The 21669-nt window shown below is 64.3% G+C and carries 16 protein-coding genes and 3 rRNA genes; 16 read left to right on the plus strand and 3 right to left on the minus strand.

Annotation, left to right across the window (positions count from 1 at the left end; translation table 11 throughout):
* Positions 1-2 precede the first annotated feature (2 nt).
* Both G6N44_RS02420 and G6N44_RS02425 read right to left on the minus strand, forming a co-directional pair.
* Positions 3-830, minus strand: a complete 828-nt coding sequence (locus tag G6N44_RS02420) for an ABC transporter permease (protein WP_163660820.1) — start codon at positions 828-830, stop codon at positions 3-5.
* Positions 755-1540: an ABC transporter ATP-binding protein gene (locus G6N44_RS02425; RefSeq protein ID WP_163660822.1), complete on the minus strand. Its 786-nt coding sequence runs from the start codon at positions 1538-1540 to the stop codon at positions 755-757. The genes G6N44_RS02420 and G6N44_RS02425 overlap by 76 nt, the downstream gene beginning before the upstream one ends.
* 80 nt (positions 1541-1620) lie before the next feature.
* Between G6N44_RS02425 and G6N44_RS02430 the strand changes: the two genes are divergently transcribed.
* The 16 genes from G6N44_RS02430 (at position 1621) to xerD (ending at position 20902) form a co-directional block, all read left to right on the plus strand.
* A complete protein-coding gene (locus G6N44_RS02430) occupies positions 1621-2232 on the plus strand; it encodes a DNA-3-methyladenine glycosylase (RefSeq protein ID WP_163669511.1) in 612 nt (203 codons plus the stop codon).
* Positions 2233-2259: 27 nt separating this feature from the next.
* Positions 2260-3546 carry a tyrosine--tRNA ligase gene (gene tyrS / locus G6N44_RS02435; RefSeq protein WP_179964466.1) on the plus strand — a complete coding sequence of 429 codons (1287 nt, stop codon included), beginning with the start codon at positions 2260-2262 and terminating at the stop codon, positions 3544-3546.
* Positions 3547-3946: 400 nt separating this feature from the next.
* Positions 3947-5466, plus strand: a 16S ribosomal RNA gene (locus tag G6N44_RS02440).
* Positions 5467-5853: 387 nt separating this feature from the next.
* Positions 5854-8972 (plus strand): 23S ribosomal RNA (locus G6N44_RS02445).
* Positions 8973-9124: 152 nt separating this feature from the next.
* Positions 9125-9238 (plus strand): 5S ribosomal RNA (gene rrf, locus G6N44_RS02450).
* Together the 16S, 23S and 5S rRNA genes form the textbook arrangement of a ribosomal RNA operon.
* Before the next feature lie 132 nt (positions 9239-9370).
* Positions 9371-10282, plus strand: a complete 912-nt coding sequence (locus G6N44_RS02455) for a tetratricopeptide repeat protein (protein ID WP_276039469.1) — start codon at positions 9371-9373, stop codon at positions 10280-10282.
* A gap of 1 nt (position 10283) precedes the next feature.
* Positions 10284-11300, plus strand: coding sequence for an HAD-IIA family hydrolase (locus G6N44_RS02460; RefSeq protein WP_163660828.1), 1017 nt, complete (start codon positions 10284-10286; stop codon positions 11298-11300).
* A gap of 13 nt (positions 11301-11313) precedes the next feature.
* Positions 11314-11520: a hypothetical protein gene (locus G6N44_RS02465; protein WP_163660830.1), complete on the plus strand. Its 207-nt coding sequence runs from the start codon at positions 11314-11316 to the stop codon at positions 11518-11520.
* 6 nt (positions 11521-11526) lie between these two features.
* The gene (locus tag G6N44_RS02470; protein ID WP_163660832.1) at positions 11527-12336 is read left to right on the plus strand and encodes a TlyA family RNA methyltransferase; all 810 of its coding nucleotides are present in this window, start codon (positions 11527-11529) and stop codon (positions 12334-12336) included.
* A complete protein-coding gene (locus G6N44_RS02475) occupies positions 12333-13256 on the plus strand; it encodes an NAD kinase (protein ID WP_163660834.1) in 924 nt (307 codons plus the stop codon). The genes G6N44_RS02470 and G6N44_RS02475 overlap by 4 nt, the downstream gene beginning before the upstream one ends.
* Positions 13257-13262: 6 nt before the next feature.
* Positions 13263-15026 (plus strand): DNA repair protein RecN, encoded by a 1764-nt coding sequence (gene recN, locus G6N44_RS02480; RefSeq protein WP_163660836.1) that lies wholly within the window; start codon positions 13263-13265, stop codon positions 15024-15026.
* Between the two features lie 266 nt (positions 15027-15292).
* A complete protein-coding gene (gene steA, locus G6N44_RS02485; RefSeq protein ID WP_163660838.1) occupies positions 15293-16477 on the plus strand; it encodes a putative cytokinetic ring protein SteA in 1185 nt (394 codons plus the stop codon).
* Between the two features lie 14 nt (positions 16478-16491).
* The gene (locus tag G6N44_RS02490) at positions 16492-17433 is read left to right on the plus strand and encodes a copper transporter (protein WP_163660840.1); all 942 of its coding nucleotides are present in this window, start codon (positions 16492-16494) and stop codon (positions 17431-17433) included.
* Between the two features lie 142 nt (positions 17434-17575).
* Positions 17576-19336: a CTP synthase gene (locus G6N44_RS02495; RefSeq protein ID WP_163660842.1), complete on the plus strand. Its 1761-nt coding sequence runs from the start codon at positions 17576-17578 to the stop codon at positions 19334-19336.
* Positions 19329-19949, plus strand: a complete 621-nt coding sequence (locus G6N44_RS02500) for an NUDIX domain-containing protein (RefSeq protein WP_163660844.1) — start codon at positions 19329-19331, stop codon at positions 19947-19949. Before G6N44_RS02495 ends, G6N44_RS02500 begins: the two co-directional genes overlap by 8 nt.
* The gene (xerD, locus tag G6N44_RS02505) at positions 19946-20902 is read left to right on the plus strand and encodes a site-specific tyrosine recombinase XerD (protein ID WP_163660846.1); all 957 of its coding nucleotides are present in this window, start codon (positions 19946-19948) and stop codon (positions 20900-20902) included. Before G6N44_RS02500 ends, xerD begins: the two co-directional genes overlap by 4 nt.
* Here xerD and G6N44_RS02510 read toward each other — a convergent pair.
* Positions 20899-21651 carry an O-methyltransferase gene (locus G6N44_RS02510; protein WP_163660848.1) on the minus strand — a complete coding sequence of 251 codons (753 nt, stop codon included), beginning with the start codon at positions 21649-21651 and terminating at the stop codon, positions 20899-20901. The genes xerD and G6N44_RS02510 overlap by 4 nt on opposite strands.
* Positions 21652-21669 lie beyond the last annotated feature (18 nt).

The following is a 21669-nucleotide window of genomic DNA, read 5'->3' on the forward strand; positions in this document are numbered from 1 at the left end:
TCCTAGGGGGTTCGGCGGCGCAGGGTGGCCGCTGCCAGACACAGTGCCACGATGGCGAACCCCACCACGATCGCGATGTCACGGGCAGCGATGGCAGTCAGCTCGGAATGGGCGCCCACCTGCTGCAACGCTTCGAGCGCATAACTGGCGGGCATCACATTGCTGACCCACTGAAGCCAGTCGGGCAGCGCGGCCCTGGGTACCACGATGCCGCACAGCAGGAGTTGCGGCGCGATCACCAGGGGCATGAACTGGACTGCCTGGAACTCGGTCCGGGCGAACGCGCTGCACAGCAGGCCCAGTCCGACGCCCAGCACGGCGTTGATGATCGCGATCAGAAACACCAGGATCGGGCTCCCCGCGGTGTCGAACCCGAGGAACCAGAACGAGACGATGCAGGCCAGGGTGGCCTGGGCCGCCGCGGCGATCGAGAACGCGGTGCCATATGCGGCCAGGAGGTCGGAGCGGCGTAGTGGTGTGGTCAGGATCCGCTCGAGGGTTCCCGAGACGCGTTCGCGCTGCATGGTGATCGAGGTGATCAGGAACATCACGATCAGTGGGAAGACGCCGAGCATGATCAGGCAGGCGTTGTTGAACGGTGCCGGGTGCCCCGGCGGATGCGGCGCGTTCTGGAACATGAAGTACATCAGCGTGATGACCAGGCTGGGCACCACCAGGATCATCGCGACGCTGCGATGGTCGGCGGCCAGTTGTCGCAGGATCCGGCCGGTCGTGGCCAGGTAGGCCGCCGGGCTCAGTCGGCTCGGTTGATCCCGCTCGAATCGCTGCGCCGGATGACGGTGAGAAACGCTTCCTCCAGGGACGTGCATTCCGTGTCCTTCCGTAGCAGGTCAGGGGTGGTGTGGGCGAGCAGCCGGCCTTCGCGCATCAACAGCAGGTCGCCGCAGTGGTCGGCCTCGTCCATGACGTGGCTGGAGACCAGCAGCGTGGTGCCGCGCCGTGCCAGGTCGTTGAACTGCTCCCACAGGTCGACGCGTAGGACGGGGTCGAGGCCGACCGTGGGTTCGTCGAGCACGAGGAGTTCTGGTTCGGCCACCAGGGCGCAGGCCAGCGAAACCCGGGTGCGCTGACCACCGGAGAGATTGCCGCAGTAGGCGGCGCGGTGATCGTCGAGGCCGACGGACCGGATGGCGGCCGTCGCCGAGGCCGACGACGTTCCGTACAGCGCGGCGAAGTACCGCACGTTGTCGATCACCCGCAGGTCGTCGTAGATCGTCGGGTCCTGGGTGACGTATCCGACCCGGTGACGCAGGGGCGCCGAACCGGCAGGGTGTCCGAGCACCGTCACAGTGCCCGCCGCGACGATCTGGGTCCCGACGATGCAACGCATCAGAGTGGACTTTCCGCAGCCTGATGGGCCGAGTAGGCCGGTGATGGTGCCGTCGGCGATCTGCACGGTGAGGTCGCGGACAGCGGGCCGGTCACCACGGTTGACCTGCAGTCCGACGATCTCGATGGCCGCGGGTGCGGCACGGTTCGGGAATCCGGCGGAGAATTCATCAAGCGATGAAGTCATCATGTGATGAATACTGCGCCCACGCGTGGCCGGTGTCAACAGCGGATGTGGCGACGTGCAGAATCGCTCGGGTGGGCTTGCAGATGGGCGCCGAGCTGCTCGCCGGGGATCCGGTGCTCGCCGCCCGCCGATTGTTGGGAGCCGAGCTGACCGGCCGCGGCGTCAGCGCCCTCGTCGTCGAGGTCGAGGCCTACGGCGGCCCACCCGACGGGCCGTGGCCCGACGCCGCCGCGCATTCGTTTCGCGGTCCGAGTGGGCGCAACCTGGTGATGTTCGGCCCGCCCGGGCACCTGTACACCTATCGCAGCCACGGCATTCATGTCTGCGCGAACGTGGTGTCCGGTTTCGACGGCGTGGCCGGTGCGGTGCTGCTCCGCGCGGCGGCAGTGTCTTCGGGCGCCGACGTGGCCGGGCGGCGTCGTGGGCCTGCGGTGCGTCCGGTCGCGTTGGCGAGGGGGCCGGGGAATCTGTGCTCTGCTCTGGGAATCGTCATGGAGGACAACGGAATTGACCTCTTTGCGGCAGACAGTCCGGTTCGGCTGTCGCTGCGTGACCCAGACCCCGCGATCGACGGGCCACGGGTCGGCGTGAGCAAGGCCGCCGACCGGCGGTGGCGGTTCTGGGTGGCCGACCGGGGGGAGGTTTCGGCGTATCGGCGTAGCCCGCGCGCACCTGCGCCCGGTGCCAGTGATTGACCTCCGCGATGCGGCATGATCGTCGTCATGAGCATGGGAATCCTGGATGAGCTGGACTGGCGTGGGCTGATTGCCCAGTCGACCGACCGCGATGCGCTGGCCGATGACCTGGCCAAGGGACCCATCACCGTCTATTCCGGTTTCGATCCGACCGCGCCCAGCCTGCACGCGGGCCACCTGGTCCCGCTGCTCACGCTGCGGCGGTTCCAACGCGCCGGGCACCGGCCGATCGTGCTCGCCGGTGGGGCTACCGGAATGATCGGCGATCCCCGTGACACGGGGGAGCGCACGTTGAACACCGCCGACACCGTCTCGGACTGGGCCGGCCGCATTCGTGGCCAGCTGGAGCGGTTCGTCGAGTTCGACGACACCCCCACCGGTGCCATCGTCGAGAACAATCTGAATTGGACGGCGGAGTTGTCGGCCATTGAATTCCTGCGTGACCTCGGAAAATACTTCTCGGTCAACGTGATGCTGGACCGCGAGACGGTCCGGCGCCGGTTGGAGGGCGACGGCATCTCCTATACCGAGTTCAGCTACATGCTGCTGCAGGCCAACGACTTCGTCGAGCTGCACCAGCGCCACGGCTGCACATTGCAGATCGGTGGCTCCGATCAGTGGGGCAACATCGTGGCCGGCGCCCGCCTGGTCCGTCAGAAGCTGGGCGCGACGGTGCATGCCATGACGACTCCGCTGGTCACCGACTCCGAAGGAAAGAAGTTCGGCAAGTCGACCGGCGGCGGCAATGTGTGGCTGGACCCCGAGATGACCAGCCCCTATGCCTGGTACCAGTACTTCGTGAACGCCGCCGATGCCGATGTCATCGGTTACCTGCGCTGGTTCACCTTTCTGACGCCGGACGAGATCGCCGAGCTCGAGGACGCCACCAAGAACCGCGGGCACGAACGTGCTGCGCAGAAACGGCTGGCACGGGAGCTCACCACGTTGGTGCATGGGGAAGGGGCGACGAAAGCCGTCGAGCTGGCCAGCCAGGCGCTGTTCGGTCGGGGGGAGTTGGCCGATCTCGACGATTCCACCTTGAGGGCTGCCCTTCGCGAGGCCAGTAACGGTCAGGTGGCCGAGCTGAGGCCGGGCGGCCCTGACTCGATCACCGATTTGTTGGTCGCCACGGGACTGGCCGCCAGTAAGGGTGCCGCGCGCCGCAATGTCGCCGAGGGCGGTGTGTACGTGAACAACATTCGTATTGAAAGCGACGAGTGGATACCACAGCATTCGGATTTTCTGCATGAGCGTTGGCTCGTGTTGCGACGTGGCAAGCGGCACATCGCCGGCGTCGAACGGGCCGGCGACTAGGCCAACCGACGACCCGGCCCTGACCTGGGAAAACTTCCGGGTGACCAGGCGATTTGACTCGCTGTTAGCGCTCACGTAACTTATTGCAAGTCAGAGCGACACGGACAAGCGCCGGAGAGCGAAGACAAAATCCGAGAGAGACACCCATTACGGTGGGTATTCTCACTGTCCGCAGTAAAGTTCAGCGGCTTTTAGCCGCAGGATTTCTGCGCGGCAAACTCGGGCGTGTTGTTTGAGAACTCAATAGTGTGTTTGGTGGTTTTTGTTTGTTGTTTTTGGCCATGCTCTTTTTCCCGTTTAGGGTGTGGTTTTGTTTTTTTGATGCCAGTTTGTTGGTGTCTTTTGTTTTGATCGGATTTTTCTGATTCGAATTCTGCCTGTCCTTGGGATGGGAAGTTTTTGTTTGGAGAGTTTGATTCTGGCTCAGGACGAACGCTGGCGGCGTGCTTAACACATGCAAGTCGAACGGAAAGGCCCTTCGGGGTACTCGAGTGGCGAACGGGTGAGTAACACGTGGGTGATCTGCCCTGCACTTTGGGATAAGCCTGGGAAACTGGGTCTAATACCGAATATGACCATGCACTTCCTGGTGTGTGGTGGAAAGCTTTTGCGGTGTGGGATGGGCCCGCGGCCTATCAGCTTGTTGGTGGGGTAATGGCCTACCAAGGCGACGACGGGTAGCCGGCCTGAGAGGGTGACCGGCCACACTGGGACTGAGATACGGCCCAGACTCCTACGGGAGGCAGCAGTGGGGAATATTGCACAATGGGCGCAAGCCTGATGCAGCGACGCCGCGTGAGGGATGACGGCCTTCGGGTTGTAAACCTCTTTCAATAGGGACGAAGCGCAAGTGACGGTACCTATAGAAGAAGGACCGGCCAACTACGTGCCAGCAGCCGCGGTAATACGTAGGGTCCGAGCGTTGTCCGGAATTACTGGGCGTAAAGAGCTCGTAGGTGGTTTGTCGCGTTGTTCGTGAAAACTCACAGCTTAACTGTGGGCGTGCGGGCGATACGGGCAGACTAGAGTACTGCAGGGGAGACTGGAATTCCTGGTGTAGCGGTGGAATGCGCAGATATCAGGAGGAACACCGGTGGCGAAGGCGGGTCTCTGGGCAGTAACTGACGCTGAGGAGCGAAAGCGTGGGGAGCGAACAGGATTAGATACCCTGGTAGTCCACGCCGTAAACGGTGGGTACTAGGTGTGGGTTTCCTTCCTTGGGATCCGTGCCGTAGCTAACGCATTAAGTACCCCGCCTGGGGAGTACGGCCGCAAGGCTAAAACTCAAAGAAATTGACGGGGGCCCGCACAAGCGGCGGAGCATGTGGATTAATTCGATGCAACGCGAAGAACCTTACCTGGGTTTGACATGCACAGGACGCCGGCAGAGATGTCGGTTCCCTTGTGGCCTGTGTGCAGGTGGTGCATGGCTGTCGTCAGCTCGTGTCGTGAGATGTTGGGTTAAGTCCCGCAACGAGCGCAACCCTTGTCTCATGTTGCCAGCACGTAATGGTGGGGACTCGTGAGAGACTGCCGGGGTCAACTCGGAGGAAGGTGGGGATGACGTCAAGTCATCATGCCCCTTATGTCCAGGGCTTCACACATGCTACAATGGCCGGTACAAAGGGCTGCGATGCCGTGAGGTGGAGCGAATCCTTTCAAAGCCGGTCTCAGTTCGGATCGGGGTCTGCAACTCGACCCCGTGAAGTCGGAGTCGCTAGTAATCGCAGATCAGCAACGCTGCGGTGAATACGTTCCCGGGCCTTGTACACACCGCCCGTCACGTCATGAAAGTCGGTAACACCCGAAGCCGGTGGCCTAACCCCTTGTGGGAGGGAGCCGTCGAAGGTGGGATCGGCGATTGGGACGAAGTCGTAACAAGGTAGCCGTACCGGAAGGTGCGGCTGGATCACCTCCTTTCTAAGGAGCACCACGAGACCTGGGCCGGCCCCGCAAATCGCGGGATCAGCTGAGCTTTCAGGCGATTCGTTGGATGGCCTCACACCTGTAGTGGGTGGGGGTCTGGTGCACTCAACAAACTTAGCGTGGGATGCGGGAAAGCATCTGCGGAGAATCATCAGACACACTATTGGGCTTTGAGACAACAGGCCCGTTTTTCCCTGGCCCCTGTGTGGGGTGGGAGGCGTGTTGTTGCTCCATCTTTGGTGGTGGGGTGTGGTGTTTGATTTGTGGATAGTGGTTGCGAGCATCTAGCACGCATAATGTGGCGCCGGCCTTCGGGTGGGTGCTGTTTTTTGTGTGCAATTGATGTGCAATTTCTTTTGAAACTCATTTTTGGTGTTTGTGTTGTAAGTGTTTAAGGGCGCATGGTGGATGCCTTGGCACTGGGAGCCGATGAAGGACGTTGGAGGCTGCGATATGCCTCGGGGAGCTGCCAACCGAGCGTTGATCCGAGGATGTCCGAATGGGGAAACCCAGCACGAGTGATGTCGTGTTACCTGTACCTGAATACATAGGGTGCAGGGGGGAACGCGGGGAAGTGAAACATCTCAGTACCCGTAGGAAGAGAAAACAAAAGTGATTCCGTGAGTAGTGGCGAGCGAAAGCGGAGGATGGCTAAACCGTATGCATGTGATACCGGGTAGGGGTTGTGTGTGCGGGGTTGTGGGACCTGTTTTTCCAGTTCTACCTGACTGGAGGGTAGTGAGAAAATGTCGTGGTTAACGGAAGTGGTTTGGGATGACCTGCCGTAGACGGTGAGAGCCCGGTACGTGAAAACCTGACATCTGCCTTGAACAGTGTTCCCGAGTAGCAGCGGGCCCGTGAAATCTGCTGTGAATCTGCCGGGACCACCCGGTAAGCCTGAATACTTCCCAGTGACCGATAGCGGATTAGTACCGTGAGGGAATGGTGAAAAGTACCCCGGGAGGGGAGTGAAATAGTACCTGAAACCGTGCGCTTACAATCCGTCAGAGCCCTCCTTCGTGGTGGGGTGATGGCGTGCCTTTTGAAGAATGAGCCTGCGAGTCAGGGACATGTCGCGAGGTTAACCCGTGTGGGGTAGCCGCAGCGAAAGCGAGTCTGAATAGGGCGTATCCAATCCAGAGGGGTTGGTGTAGTGGTGTGTTCTGGACCCGAAGCGGAGTGATCTACCCATGGCCAGGGTGAAGCGCGGGTAAGACCGCGTGGAGGCCCGAACCCACTTAGGTTGAAGACTGAGGGGATGAGCTGTGGGTAGGGGTGAAAGGCCAATCAAACTCCGTGATAGCTGGTTCTCCCCGAAATGCATTTAGGTGCAGCGTCACATGTTTCTTGTTGGAGGTAGAGCTACTGGATGGCCGATGGGCCCCACAGGGTTACTGACGTCAGCCAAACTCCGAATGCCGACAAGTCCAAGAGTGTGGCAGTGAGACGGCGGGGGATAAGCTCCGTGCGTCGAGAGGGAAACAGCCCAGATCGCCGGCTAAGGCCCCTAAGCGTGTACTAAGTGGAAAAGGATGTGCAGTCGCGAAGACAACCAGGAGGTTGGCTTAGAAGCAGCCACCCTTGAAAGAGTGCGTAATAGCTCACTGGTCAAGTGATTGTGCGCCGATAATGTAGCGGGGCTCAAGTACACCGCCGAAGCCGCGGCAACGAACTTGTTTCGTTGGGTAGGGGAGCGTCCTGCATCCGGTGAAGCAGCAGAGTGATCTAGCTGTGGAGGGTGTGGGAGTGAGAATGCAGGCATGAGTAGCGAATAGGCAAGTGAGAACCTTGCCCGCCGAAAGACCAAGGGTTCCTGGGCCAGGCCAGTCCTCCCAGGGTGAGTCGGGACCTAAGGCGAGGCCGACAGGCGTAGTCGATGGACAACGGGTTGATATTCCCGTACCCGTGTATGTGCGTCCATGATGAATCCATTGTGCTAACCATCCAAAACCGTCGTGACCGATCCCTTCGGGGTGAGGCGTTGACGGGGCTGCGTGGGACCCCGGTGGGTAGTAGTCAAGCGATGGGGTGACGCAGGAAGGTAGCCGTACCAGTCAGTGGTTGTACTGGGGTAAGCCGGTAGGGAGAAACGTAGGCAAATCCGCGTTTCATATATCCTGAGAGGTGATGCATAGCCGTTTGAGGCGAATTCGGTGATCCTATGCTGCCAAGAAAAGCCTCTAGCGAGGACATACACGGCCCGTACCCCAAACCAACACAGGTGGTCAGGTAGAGAATACTAAGGCGTACGAGTGAACTATGGTTAAGGAACTCGGCAAAATGCCCCCGTAACTTCGGGAGAAGGGGGACCCCCATATCGTCAAGGCTTTTGCGGCCGGCAGCGGGAGGGGGTGGCACAAACCAGTGAGAAGCGACTGTTTACTAAAAACACAGGTCCGTGCGAAGTCGCAAGACGATGTATACGGACTGACGCCTGCCCGGTGCTGGAAGGTTAAGAGGACCCGTTAACCCTTCGGGGTGAAGCGGAGAATTTAAGCCCCAGTAAACGGCGGTGGTAACTATAACCATCCTAAGGTAGCGAAATTCCTTGTCGGGTAAGTTCCGACCTGCACGAATGGCGTAACGACTTCTCAACTGTCTCAACCATAGACTCGGCGAAATTGCACTACGAGTAAAGATGCTCGTTACGCGCGGCAGGACGAAAAGACCCCGGGACCTTCACTACAACTTGGTATTGGTGCTCGATACGGTTTGTGTAGGATAGGTGGGAGACTGTGAAATTCACACGCCAGTGTGGGTGGAGTCGTTGTTGAAATACCACTCTGATCGTATTGGGCCTCTAACCTCGGACCGTATATCCGGTTCAGGGACAGTGCCTGGTGGGTAGTTTAACTGGGGCGGTTGCCTCCTAAAATGTAACGGAGGCGCCCAAAGGTTCCCTCAACCTGGACGGCAATCAGGTGTTGAGTGTAAGTGCACAAGGGAGCTTGACTGCGAGACATACATGTCGAGCAGGGACGAAAGTCGGGACTAGTGATCCGGCACCTCTGAGTGGAAGGGGTGTCGCTCAACGGATAAAAGGTACCCCGGGGATAACAGGCTGATCTTCCCCAAGAGTCCATATCGACGGGATGGTTTGGCACCTCGATGTCGGCTCGTCGCATCCTGGGGCTGGAGCAGGTCCCAAGGGTTGGGCTGTTCGCCCATTAAAGCGGCACGCGAGCTGGGTTTAGAACGTCGTGAGACAGTTCGGTCTCTATCCGCCGCGCGCGTCAGAAGCTTGAGGAAATCTGTCCCTAGTACGAGAGGACCGGGACGGACGAACCTCTGGTGTACCAGTTGTTCCACCAGGAGCACGGCTGGATAGCCACGTTCGGACAGGATAACCGCTGAAAGCATCTAAGCGGGAAACCCTCCAAGACCAGGCTTCACCCTTTTAGAGGGATAAGGCCCCGCAGACCACGGGATTGATAGGTCAGACCTGGAAGCCCAGCAATGGGTGAAGGGAACTGGCACTAACCGGCCGAAAACTTACAACAACCAACAAACAACCAATGTTTGATGAGTTTCAAGTAAGACGCACATCTGCTACGCAACCACACCACAAACACACCCACACTTGTGTCGGGAGTGCTACACGCACCCCACCACCAAAACACAAGATGTACACTCAACAACGAGTGAATAGAGTTACGGCGGTCCATAGCGGCAGGGAAACGCCCGGTCCCATCCCGAACCCGGAAGCTAAGCCTGCCAGCGCCGATGATACTACCCTGTCGGGTGGAAAAGTAGGTCACCGCCGAACACAAATTAAGACCCGAGCCCTCCAATACCCATTGGAGGGCTCGGGCATTTGTGTATACAAAATATTCGTAATTCAGACGCGAATTCCGTTGATATTCGAGCGATTACCCGCTGCGTCGGCGCTCACATGATTATGTCGCCCGCGCCTGCTGCCAGTATCCTTTGCGGAAGGGCGGGTAGAAAGGCACACGTGGTCGGAGACAGACAAGGCGACGCAGAGCGGCGCCCGCGGCGTGCTTCCAACGACCGCGCAGCGAGCAACAATTCAGGACCTCGGCGGTTTCACGACCCGAAAAGCCGCGATCAACGTTCCGGCGGTCCCCGGGCATCCGGGTCGAGCCGGCCGCGTCCGGCCCAAGCCGGTCAAGACGGCGACCCCAAACATGACGGTCCGCGTTTGCCGTCGGATGTCGAGGCCAAGGAACTGGCACCCGATGTCCGTCGGGAATTGATCACCCTGGACAAGACGACCGCAGATTTCGTTGCCCGGCATCTCGTGATGGCCGGCAAGCTGCTGGACGAGGATCCGGAGACGGCGCTGGCTCACGCTCGTGCTGCACGCAACCGGGCCAGCCGGATCGCAGTCGTGCGAGAGGCGGTGGGTATCGCGGCGTATCACAGCGGCGACTGGGCCCAGGCGCTCGCCGAGTTGCGCGCGGCGCGGCGGATGGGCAGCAAGTCGGCATTGCTGCCGATGATCGCCGACTGCGAGCGCGGTGTCGGACGGCCCGAGCGGGCACTGGAACTGGCTCGCGGCGACGAGGCCGTCGCGCTCACCGGCGAGGATGCCGACGAGTTGCGCATCGTCACCGCCGGCGCCAGATCGGATCTCGGGCAGTTCGAGCAGGCGTTGGCGATTCTGTCCACGCCGCAGCTCGATCCGACGGCCGTGGGATCGACCGCGGCCCGGCTGTTCTACGTTTACGCCGACACCCTCCTCGCGCTCGGCCGGGGCGAGGAGGCACTGCAATGGTTCGTCCACGCCGAGCAGGCTGATATTGAGGGAATCACCGACGCGGAAGACCGGATCGCGGAGCTCTCCTGACGTGACCACGCTTGCGCGGCAACATGATTGCCTGCTGCTCGATCTCGACGGCACGGTGTTTCGCGGTCATGAACCCACCGCAGGCGCACACGAAAGCCTGGCCGGAGTCGATTCCCGGGTGCTCTACGTGACCAACAATGCGTCACGGGCGCCGGAGCAGGTCGCCGAGCATCTGTGCGAGCTCGGCTTCGCCGCCGAATCAGACGATGTGGTGACCAGTGCGCAGAGTGCGGCACACCTGTTGGCCGCCCATGTGCCTGCGGAATCAGCGGTTCTCGTCGTCGGGACGGATGCGCTTGCCGGCGAGGTGAGCAAGGTCGGGTTGCGGCCGGTTCGGATGTTCGACGAGGGTCCGGTCGCGGTGGTGCAGGGGTATTCACCGACTACCGCATGGCCGGATCTGGCCGAAGCTGCGTTGGCCATCCGAGCTGGTGCGTTGTGGGTGGCGGCCAACGTGGACCTGACGCTGCCGTCCGAACGCGGCCTGTTGCCGGGCAATGGCTCGATGGTCGCGGCGTTGCGGGCGGCCACCGGACAGGAGCCGTTGGTGGCGGGAAAGCCCCAACCGACGCTGATGAACGACGCACTGAGGCGCGGAACGTTCGCGACCCCGCTGGTGGTGGGGGATCGGCTCGACACGGATATCGCCGGTGCCGTCGCGGCGGGATTGCCGAGTCTCATGGTGCTCACCGGAGTCAGCACGGCCGGTGAGGCGGTGCGTGCGGTTCCTGCCGAGCGTCCCGGTTACCTCGCCCCCGATCTGCGGGGATTGCACGCCGACGCCGACACGCTGCGGATTGCGGCGCATGCGGCCTGGCGGATCGACATCGACACGGATCGGGTCACGGTGTACGCCACCGGGCAGGATCCCCGGGACGACCTGTCGGTGGTACGGGCCACGGCCCATGCGGTGTGGGAAGCGGAGCTCGATCCCGCGGCGTTCACGGTGTCGGCGGGCGACGACACAGCGCGTGCGGCGCTGCAGCGGTGGTCGTTGCTGTCGGCACCCATCGACTAGCGTGGGTGTCGCTATGAGTACCGATCCCGACCAGCTGCGCGCGCAGGTCGCCGCCGTGCTGGCAGACGTGCCGGATCCGGCGGAGGACCCGTCCGCCCTCGACGGCATGGACATGGACGTGGTGGCCGCCCGGCTAGAGCAGGCCCACGATCTGCTCGTACAGGCACTCGAATCCGTCGACAGAGGGCAACCGGCCGGACCACAGGCGACCGGAAGGTGAGCGCCGGTGGCGCGGCGCGCTCGCGTTGATGCCGAGCTGGTGCGTCGGGGCCTGGCCCGGTCACGCCAGCAGGCAGCCGAGATGATCGAGGCCGGCCGCGTCCGGATCGACGGCATGCCGGCGGCCAAGCCGGCTACCGCGGTCGCTCCGGACACCAACATCACTGTGATCGCCTCGGTGGAACGCACCTGGGTCTCCAGGGGTGCGCACAAGCTGATCGGCGCGCTCGACGTGTTCGACGTCGCCGTCGGGGGCCGACGCTGCCTCGATGCCGGTGCCTCGACCGGGGGCTTCACCGAGGTGCTGCTCGACCGCGGTGCCGCCGAGGTGGTGGCCGCCGACGTCGGTTACGGGCAGCTGGCCTGGCCATTGCGTTCCGATGAGCGGGTCCACGTGCTGGAGCGCACGAATGTGCGGGAGCTGACCCCCGCGGCGATCGGCGGGCCGGTGCAGCTGATCGTGGCCGACCTGTCGTTCATCTCGCTGGCCACCGTGCTTCCTGCGCTGACGTCCTGCGCGGTGCCCGACGCCGATATCGTTCCGATGGTGAAACCGCAGTTCGAGGTCGGCAAGGATCGCGTTGGCGCCGGCGGCGTGGTGTCCGATCCCGAGTTGCGGATCGACGCGGTGTGCACGGTCGCCCGCAAAGCGGCCGCATTGCAGTGGCATGCTGTCGATGTGACGGCCAGCCCGCTCCCGGGACCTTCGGGCAATGTCGAGTACTTCCTGCACCTGCGTGCACAGTGTGACCGCTCGCTGGAGGGCGAGTCGCTCGAGCACGCAGTACGGCGGGCGGTCGAGGAGGGGCCGCAATGACGGCTGAACGCACGATCCTGCTGGTGGTGCACACCGGCCGGGACGAGGCGACTGAAGTTGCCCGCCGCGTGGAAAAGGTGCTCGGCGACAACGGTATTGGTCTGAAGGTGCTCTCGGCGGAGGCGGTGGACCGCGGCCCGCTGCACCTGGCGCCCGATGATATGCGCGCCCTCGGTGTCGACATCGAGGTGGTCGATGCCGAAGAGCGCGCTGCCGAAGGGTGCGAGCTCGTTCTGGTGCTCGGCGGGGACGGTACTTTCCTGCGCGCCGCCGAGCTGGCACGCAATGTCGAGATCCCGGTACTGGGAGTCAATCTGGGCCGGATCGGATTCCTGGCCGAGGCCGAGGCCGAAGCCATCGACCACGTACTCGAGCGGGTCATCGGGCGCGATTACCGTATCGAGGAACGGATGACCCTCGATGTCGCGGTGCGGGTGGGAACCGATGTGGTGACTCGCGGTTGGGCGCTCAACGAGGCGAGCCTGGAGAAGGGCCCTCGACTCGGAGTGCTCGGCGTGGTCCTGGAGGTGGACGGACGGCCGGTGTCGTCGTTCGGCTGCGACGGGGTTCTGGTGTCGACCCCGACGGGATCCACTGCCTACGCGTTCTCGGCAGGTGGCCCGGTGTTGTGGCCGGATCTGGAGGCGATTCTGGTGGTGCCCAACAACGCTCACGCATTGTTCGCCCGTCCGATGGTCACCAGCCCGCTGGCCAGTATCGCGATCGAGATCGAGGCGAGCGGCAACGATGCCCTGGTGTTCTGTGACGGTCGCCGCGAGATGGTGGTACCGGCCGGAGGCCGGCTGGAAGTGACCCGAAGTGCGACGCCGCTGAAGTGGGTGCGGTTGGACTCTGCGCCGTTCACCGATCGGCTGGTGCGTAAGTTCCGGTTGCCGGTCACCGGATGGCGGGGACAGTAGATACCTGTGCTGTCGGAGATTCGTATCGAGTCGTTGGGCGCGATCAGTTCCGCCACCGCGGAGTTCGACCGCGGCTTGACCGTGCTGACCGGGGAGACCGGGACCGGCAAGACGATGGTGGTGACGAGCCTGCACCTGTTGGGTGGGGCGCGGGCGGACGCGACCAGGGTGCGTTCGGGATCTGACCGCGCGGTGGTGGAAGGCCGTTTCAGCACAATCGAACTCGGCGAGGAAGTCTCCGGACGGGTCGAGGAGATCCTGGATTCCTCCGGTGCCGAGCGCGATGACGATGGCAGTGTGATCGCAGCCCGCTCGGTGAGCCGGGCCGGTCCGTCGCGAGCATATCTGGGTGGACGCAGCGTGCCGGCGAAATCCTTGAGCAGCTTCACCGCCCAGGTTCTGACGTTGCACGGCCAGAACGACCAGTTGCGGTTGATGCGGCCCGACGAGCAACGGGCGGCGCTGGACCGGTTTGCTGACGTCGACAAGCCGCTGGCCCGCTACCGAAGCATCCGCGACGAATGGCTGACAGCGCGTCGTGACCTGGCGGACCGTCGTCGGCGAGCCCGGGAACTGGCCCAGGAAGCCGACCGGCTGAGCTTCGGAATCCACGAGATCGATGCGGTCGCACCGGAACCCGGTGAGGACGAGGCGATCGTCGCCGACATCCGCCGACTGTCGGAACTCGACTCACTGCGGGAAGCCGCGCAGACGGCCCGGTTCGCGTTGACCGGCGAGCTCGACGAGCCCACGCCGGAGTCCACGTCGGCGGCAGACGGTGTGGGCCGCGCGCAGACGGCGCTCGGGTCCACCGACGATTCGGCGTTGCAGGCACTGGCCGTGCGCTTGACCGAGGCGATGGCAGTGATCGGGGACGTGTCCGGCGAACTCGGTGACTATCTGTCCGAATTGCCCAGCGATGCCAGCACTTTGGAGACCAAACTGGCGCGGCAGGCCGAGCTGCGCACGCTCACCCGTAAGTACGCCGCTGATGTCGACGGGGTACTGGCATGGTCGCGCGACGCCGCCGAGCGGTTGGCGCAGCTCGACGTGTCCGAGGAGAGCCTGGCTGCGCTGGACAGCAAGGTCGCCGAGCTTGAGGGGCAACTCGTCGCAGCGGCAGGCGAACTCACCAAAGCCCGGTCCAAGGCGGCCAAGGGGCTTGCCAAGGCGGTAACCGCGGAACTGGCCGGACTGGCCATGGCCAATGCGGTTTTCACGATCGGTGTGCTTCCGATGCCGGCCCGGGCCGACGACTCTGCACCGGTGAGCATGCCCGACGGTGAGATGCTGCACGCCGGTCACGACGGTGTGGACGCGGTCGAATTCGGGTTCACCGCGCACCGTGGTGCGGATGTGCTGCCGCTGGCCAAGAGCGCCTCCGGCGGTGAGCTCTCCCGGGTGATGCTGGCCCTCGAGGTGGTGCTGTCGGCATCGACGGCGGGCACGACGATGGTGTTCGACGAGGTCGATGCCGGAGTCGGCGGTCGGGCCGCAGTGCAGATCGGGCGCCGTCTGGCTCGGCTGGCGCGCACCCATCAGGTCATCGTGGTGACCCACCTGCCTCAGGTCGCAGCCTTCGCCGACGCACACCTCGTGGTCGACAGCGGAAACGGCCGGGCCAAGTCCAGCGGTGTGCGCCGCATCGACGAAGAGGACCGGGTCGCCGAGTTGGCCCGGATGCTGGCCGGATTGGGGGAGTCCGACAGCGGCCGTGCCCACGCCAGGGAGCTGCTCGAGGCCGCGCAGCAGGAGCGCAGCGCGCAGTAACACCGGCTTCCGGTGGCGTTGCGATGAGTTGCGCTTTAGTCCTGGGCGTCCTCGTCGGCGTCGCTTTCCACACCTGGGTCGTAGATCGCGGATTTCCACAGCCCACAGGTGGAAACCGGTGGGCTGCGCGAAGGCGGCACGGCATTGTGCAGCGAAGCGGGATTGAGACCGAACTGCTGTTACTGGTGTGACAAAAACCAACTTGTGAGGCTGGTGTTACGGCGCGCCTCCGCCCCCTGACCGGCGATGCCGGACAGAATCGGCGCATGAAGATGTCCACGCTGCTCACCCGCAATGCCAGTACGCGTCCGGGAGTTACGGGCACTGCGCGAGTGGACCGCGACATCGATCGGCTGCTGCGCCGCGTCGGCCCCGGCGACATCGTCGTCCTCGACGCTCAGGATCTGGACCGGATCACCGCCGATGCGCTTGTCGAGGCCCAGATCGCCGGTGTCGTCAACGCCTCACCGTCCATCTCGGGGCGTTATCCGAACCTGGGACCGGAGGTGCTCGTTGCCAACGGTGTGGTGCTGATCGACGAGGCCGGACCGGACGTCTTCAAGAAGATCAAGGACGGGGCGCGGATCCGCCTGAACAACGGCGGCGTCTACTCGGGTGACCGACGGATCGCGGTGGGCACCGAGCGCAACGATCAAGAGATCCACGAACTGATGCACGACGCCAAGAGCGGCCTGGTGGCGCACCTGGAAGCGTTCGCGGGCAACACCATCGAGTTCATCCGCAGCGAGAGTCCGTTGCTCATCGATGGCATCGGAATCCCGAACGTCGACGTGGACCTGCACCGCCGTCACGTGGTGATCGTCGCCGAGGAACCCGACGCGGCCGAGGACCTCAAGGCGCTCAAGCCCTTCATCAAGGAATACCAGCCGGTGCTGGTCGGTGTCGGGTCCGGCGCGGATGTCCTGCGCAAGGCCGGATACCGTCCCGCGCTGATCGTGGGCGACCCGGACAAGATGAGCGTCGAGGTGCTGCGATGCGGTGCGCAGGTGGTGTTGCCCGCCGACGCCGACGGTCACGCCGCCGGGCTGGAGCGCATCCAGGACCTCGGGGTGGGCGCAATGACCTTCCCTGCCGCCGGATCGGCGGCTGACCTGGCGTTACTGCTGTGCGATCACCACGGGGCGTCGCTGATCGTCACGGCCGGTCACACTGCCTCGATCGAAGAGTTTTTCGACCGCTCGCGCCAGCGCAGCAACCCGTCGACGTTCCTGACCCGGTTGAAGGTCGGGGAGAAGCTCGTCGACGCCAAGGCGGTCGCGACCCTGTACCGCAGTCGGGTGTCCGGCGGGGCGATCGCCCTGCTGGTCCTGGCGATGCTGGTGGCCGTGGTGGTCGCGCTGTGGGTGTCGCGGGCCGACGGTGCGGTGCTCGACTGGGTCGTCGACTACTGGAATCGCTTCACGCTCTGGGTGCAGGGCCTGATCAGCTAGTGGGGCGGTGAGCTGTGATCACGCTACGCGCACACGCGATTTCGTTGGCGGCGGTGTTCCTGGCACTGGCGGTCGGGGTGATCCTGGGTTCGGGCCTGCTGTCGGACACAGTGCTATCCGGACTTCGGGGCGACAAGTTGGACCTTCAGCATCAGATCGAGACGCTGAATGACGGCAAGAACGCGCTGAACGAAAAGCTCAATGCCGCAGGTGAATTCGATGCCCAAATGGCGCCGCGGATAGTACGGGACGCATTGAAGGGTAAGTCGGTGGTGGTGTTCCGCACACCCGACGCCGCAGATGGTGACGTCGACGCGGTATCGCGGTTCGTACGCGACGCCGGCGGGGCGGTGACCGGGAAGGTGTCACTCACGAGCGAGTTCGTCGAGGCGAATTCAGCCGACAAACTGCTCTCGGTGGTCAACTCGCCGATTGTGCCGGCAGGCAAACAGCTGAGCACCGCGGCGGTGGACCAGGGGTCGCAGGCCGGCGATCTGTTGGGGATCACGTTGCTGATCGACCGGAACCCGGCCGTGGCGCCCGTCGACGACATGCAGCGTCAGACCGTGCTCGCCGCGCTGCGCGACACCGGCTTCCTGACCTATGACGATCCACACATCGGCGCAGCCAACACAGCACTGATCGTCACCGGAGGCGGGTTTGGTGACGACGGCGGCAACCGCGGTGCCACCGTGGCCCGGTTCGCCGCCGGGTTGGCGCCACACGGCACGGGGACGGTGCTCGCCGGCCGTTCGGGGTCGGCGTCGGGAACTGGTCCGGTGGCGGTGACCAGGTCAGATGCCGGGTTGGCCGGGATGCTCAGCACGGTGGACGACGCCGATTCCAGCGCCGGCCAGATCACCGCCGTTCTGGCGCTGAGCGACCTCGTGGCAGGGGGGAAGCCGGGCAAGTACGGGACCGGGCAGGGCGCGACGTCGGTGACCATCCCGCAGTAGGGGCGAACCGGACTCCAATTTGTCCACGGCGTGTGCGGCGCGCCAGCGACGGCCTGTCGGTGTCGGTGTTAAGGTGAGATTCCGTGGGTCGGCAGGCCACAGCAGTTTTTCGATTCCCTGCCCGTCGTCACGGAGGATGCTTTTGCCCGCCTTACGCAAGCACCCGCAAACCGCCACCAAACACCTCTTTGTGACCGGTGGCGTGGCGTCTTCACTCGGTAAGGGGTTGACCGCTTCGAGCCTCGGTCAGCTGCTGACCGCACGGGGACTGCAGGTGACAATGCAGAAGCTCGACCCCTATCTGAATGTCGATCCCGGCACCATGAACCCGTTCCAGCACGGTGAGGTGTTCGTCACCGAGGATGGCGCGGAGACCGACCTCGACGTCGGTCATTACGAGCGATTCCTGGACCGCGACCTGTCCCAGTCGGCCAACGTGACGACCGGTCAGGTCTACTCCACGGTGATCGCCAAGGAACGTCGTGGCGAGTACCTGGGCGATACGGTGCAGGTGATTCCCCACATCACCGACGAGATCAAGAGCCGCATCATGGCGATGGCCGAGCCCGACGCGTCCGGTCACCGCCCCGACATCGTGATCACCGAGATCGGCGGCACGGTCGGCGATATCGAGTCGCTGCCATTCCTGGAGGCCGCGCGCCAGGTGCGCCACGAGGTGGGCCGGGACAACTGCTTTTTCCTGCACGTGTCGCTGGTGCCGTACCTGGCCCCGTCCGGTGAGCTCAAGACCAAGCCCACGCAGCATTCGGTGGCCGCACTCCGCAGCATCGGTATCACCCCCGACGCGCTGATCCTGCGGTGTGACCGCGATGTGCCCGAGCCGCTCAAGAACAAGATCGCGCTGATGTGCGACGTCGACATCGACGGAGTGATCTCCACCCCGGATGCGCCGTCGATCTACGACATCCCCAAGGTGCTGCACCGCGAGGAACTCGACGCCTACGTGGTGCGTCGGCTCAACCTGCCGTTCCGCGATGTCGACTGGACCGAGTGGGACGATCTGCTGCGCCGGGTGCACGACCCGCAGGAGACTGTCCGGATCGCCTTGGTGGGCAAGTACATCGACCTCTCGGACGCCTACCTGTCGGTGGCCGAGGCACTGCGTGCCGGTGGGTTCAAGCACCGCGCCAAGGTGGAGATCCGTTGGGTGGCCTCCGACGACTGCGAGACCGATCAGGGCGCAGTGGCCGCGTTGTCCGATGTCGACGGGGTGCTGATCCCCGGCGGGTTCGGCATCCGCGGCATCGAGGGTAAGCTCGGGGCGATCTCCTACGCCCGCAAGCGCGGCCTGCCGGTCCTGGGACTGTGCCTGGGCCTGCAGTGCATCGTGATCGAGGCGGCCCGATCGGTCGGGATCACCGGCGCCAACTCTGCCGAATTCGACCCCAAGACCCCGGATCCGGTGATCTCCACGATGGCCGATCAGGAGGACGCTGTTGCCGGCGAGGCCGATCTGGGCGGCACCATGCGACTGGGTGCGTATCCCGCGGTGCTGACGTCTGGATCGATTGTGGCGCAGGCCTACCAGGCCACCGAGGTCTCCGAGCGGCACCGGCACCGCTTCGAGGTCAACAACGCCTACCGGGACCGGATCGCCGAGAGCGGGCTGCGGTTCAGCGGAACCTCCCCGGACGGGCACCTGGTGGAGTTCGTGGAGTACGACTCGAAGATCCACCCGTTCCTGGTCGGAACGCAGGCCCACCCCGAGCTCAAGAGCCGGCCCACCCGGCCGCATCCGTTGTTCGCGGCGTTCATCGGAGCGGCGCTGGACTACAAGGCCGAGGAACGGTTGCCCGGTATGGACCTTCCCGAACATTTCGCCGAGGAGGCTGAGGACGGCGCGAGTCCGGTGGGCGAAGCCGAAGCCGCTTCCCTTGGCTGAACACGACTTCGAGACCCTGGCCAGCGAAACCGTCTACGTCGGAAGCATTTTCGCGCTGCGGGCGGACGAGGTCAGCATGCCCGGCGGCGCGTCGGCCCGGCGCGAGGTCGTCGAGCACTACGGTGCGGTCGCCGTGGTGGCCCTCGACGAAGACGACAACGTGGTACTGGTGTACCAGTACCGTCACCCGCTGGGGCGTCGCCTCTGGGAACTGCCTGCCGGCCTGCTCGACCTGGGCGGGGAACCTCCCGAGGTGACCGCCGCGCGCGAACTCGCCGAAGAGGTCGGCCTGTCCGCCGCGCACTGGCGGGTGCTGGTGGACCTCGACTCGACGCCGGGGTTCTCCGACGAGAGCGTCCGGATCTTCCTGGCCACGGGGTTGACCGACATCGGCCGTCCCGAGGCTGAGCACGAGGAAGCCGACATGGTGGTCGAGCGGGTGCCGTTGGCCGAAGCCGTGCGGCGGGTGTTCTCCGGCGACATCGTGAACGGCATTGCGGTGGCAGGCATTCTGGCCGCGCATGCGATGTCCGACGCGGAGGCGTTGCGCCCGGTCGACGCGGTGTGGACTGACCGGCCGACAGCGTTCAGGCGGCGTAAAGGTCTGTTATGACGACCCCGTCACCCCTCCGATCAGCCCTCGACGACCAACTGCGGGGCTACCTCGATCACCTGACGATCGAGCGGGGCGTGGCGGCCAACACCTTGAGCTCCTACCGGCGCGACCTGCGTCGCTATGCCGAACATCTGACCCAGCGCGGCATCGAGGATCTGGCGCAGGTCGCTGAGTCCGATGTCAGCGACTTCCTGATCGCCCTGCGCCGGGGCGACCCCGAATCGGGAGTCACCGCATTGTCGGCGGTGTCGGCGGCCAGGGCCGTGGTCGCAGTCCGCGGTCTGCACCGGTTCGCCACCGCCGAGGGCATCACCGAGAGCGACGTCGCCCGCGGGGTCAAACCGCCCACACCCAGCCGTCGGCTGCCCAAGAGCCTCACCCTCGACGAGGTGCTCGCGTTGCTCGAGGCCGCCGGCGGGGAGAGCGAGGCCGACGGTCCGCTGACGCTGCGTAACCGGGCACTGCTGGAACTGCTGTACTCCACCGGCGCCCGTATCTCCGAGGCGGTCGGACTCGACGTCGACGACATCGACACGCACGCGCGTTCGGTGCTGCTGCGCGGCAAGGGCGGCAAGCAGCGGCTCGTGCCCATCGGACGCCCGGCGGTCACCGCACTCGACGCGTACCTGGTGCGGGGGCGTCCCGACCTGGCTCGCCGGGGCCGGGGCAACCCCGGAATCTTCCTCAACGCCCGCGGCGGGCGCCTGTCCCGCCAGAGTGCCTGGCAGGTGCTGCAGGACGCCGCTGCGCGGGCCGGCATCACCTCGGCGGTCTCCCCGCACACGCTGCGGCACTCGTTCGCGACCCACCTGCTCGACGGCGGCGCCGACGTGCGCGTCGTACAGGAACTGCTGGGCCACGCCTCGGTGACCACCACGCAGATCTACACCATGGTCACGGTGTCCACACTGCGCGAGGTCTGGGCCGGAGCCCACCCGCGGGCGCATTAACCGTCCAGGTACTGCGACTCCAACACCAGATCGGGCAGCAGGCTCTGGTACTCGGCATGCGTCTTGTGATGCGTCGTATCCCAGAGCGTGCCCTGCCGCTCCTGCATGTAGGCCAGGTACTTGGGTGCTCCCGGAAGCTTCACGTTGTCGGCGACCACGATCGAGCCCCGGTGCAGCCAGCCCCGGTCCAGCAGGCTCTGCAGATCGGTCAGGTAGGCGTTCTTGTCGTGGTCGAGGAACACGAAATCCAGCCCGCCGGTATCGAACCCGTCTGCCGCGAGCGCGTCGAGCGTGCGTCCGCCGTCGCCGATGGTGCCGGCCACGCAGGTGATCCGGTCGGCCACCCCGGCATGGGCCCAGATGCGTCGCGCGATGTCGGCGTTGGTGGGGGAGAACTCCACCGAGAACACCCGGGCGGCCGGCGCGGCGCGGGCGATGCGCATCGCCCCGTAACCGCAGTAGGTGCCCAGTTCGAGGGCCAGCCGCGGGTCAGCCCGGACGACTGCCGCGTCGAGTAACGCACCCTTCTCGTCGCCGACGTTGATCAGGAACGACTTCTCGTAGGCGAACTTGTCGATGGTGGCAATGACGTCATCGAGGTCGCCGGCGCGGGCGTTGGCCACCACATAGTCGGCGGCCGCGGCCTCCCGTCCGTCACCCCATTGCCCGGTGCGGGCGAAGTGTCTGGCGCCGATTCCCATGCGGATGAACGACCACCGCAACAGCGGTAGCCGCTGTTTGAGACTCATGAGGCACACCATATGCGC

The organism is Mycolicibacterium alvei, from assembly GCF_010727325.1.
GTDB lineage: Bacteria > Actinomycetota > Actinomycetes > Mycobacteriales > Mycobacteriaceae > Mycobacterium > Mycobacterium alvei.

Coding starts and splice junctions, on each gene's coding strand:
- G6N44_RS02420 (WP_163660820.1), bottom strand. CDS start 830: ATGCACGTCCCTGGAGGAAGCGTTTCTCACCGTCATCCGGCGCAGCGA.
- G6N44_RS02425 (WP_163660822.1), bottom strand. CDS start 1,540: ATGATGACTTCATCGCTTGATGAATTCTCCGCCGGATTCCCGAACCGT.
- G6N44_RS02430 (WP_163669511.1), top strand. CDS start 1,621: ATGGGCGCCGAGCTGCTCGCCGGGGATCCGGTGCTCGCCGCCCGCCGA.
- tyrS (WP_179964466.1), top strand. CDS start 2,260: ATGAGCATGGGAATCCTGGATGAGCTGGACTGGCGTGGGCTGATTGCC.
- G6N44_RS02455 (WP_276039469.1), top strand. CDS start 9,371: ATGTCGCCCGCGCCTGCTGCCAGTATCCTTTGCGGAAGGGCGGGTAGA.
- G6N44_RS02465 (WP_163660830.1), top strand. CDS start 11,314: ATGAGTACCGATCCCGACCAGCTGCGCGCGCAGGTCGCCGCCGTGCTG.
- G6N44_RS02475 (WP_163660834.1), top strand. CDS start 12,333: ATGACGGCTGAACGCACGATCCTGCTGGTGGTGCACACCGGCCGGGAC.
- steA (WP_163660838.1), top strand. CDS start 15,293: ATGAAGATGTCCACGCTGCTCACCCGCAATGCCAGTACGCGTCCGGGA.
- xerD (WP_163660846.1), top strand. CDS start 19,946: ATGACGACCCCGTCACCCCTCCGATCAGCCCTCGACGACCAACTGCGG.
- G6N44_RS02510 (WP_163660848.1), bottom strand. CDS start 21,651: ATGAGTCTCAAACAGCGGCTACCGCTGTTGCGGTGGTCGTTCATCCGC.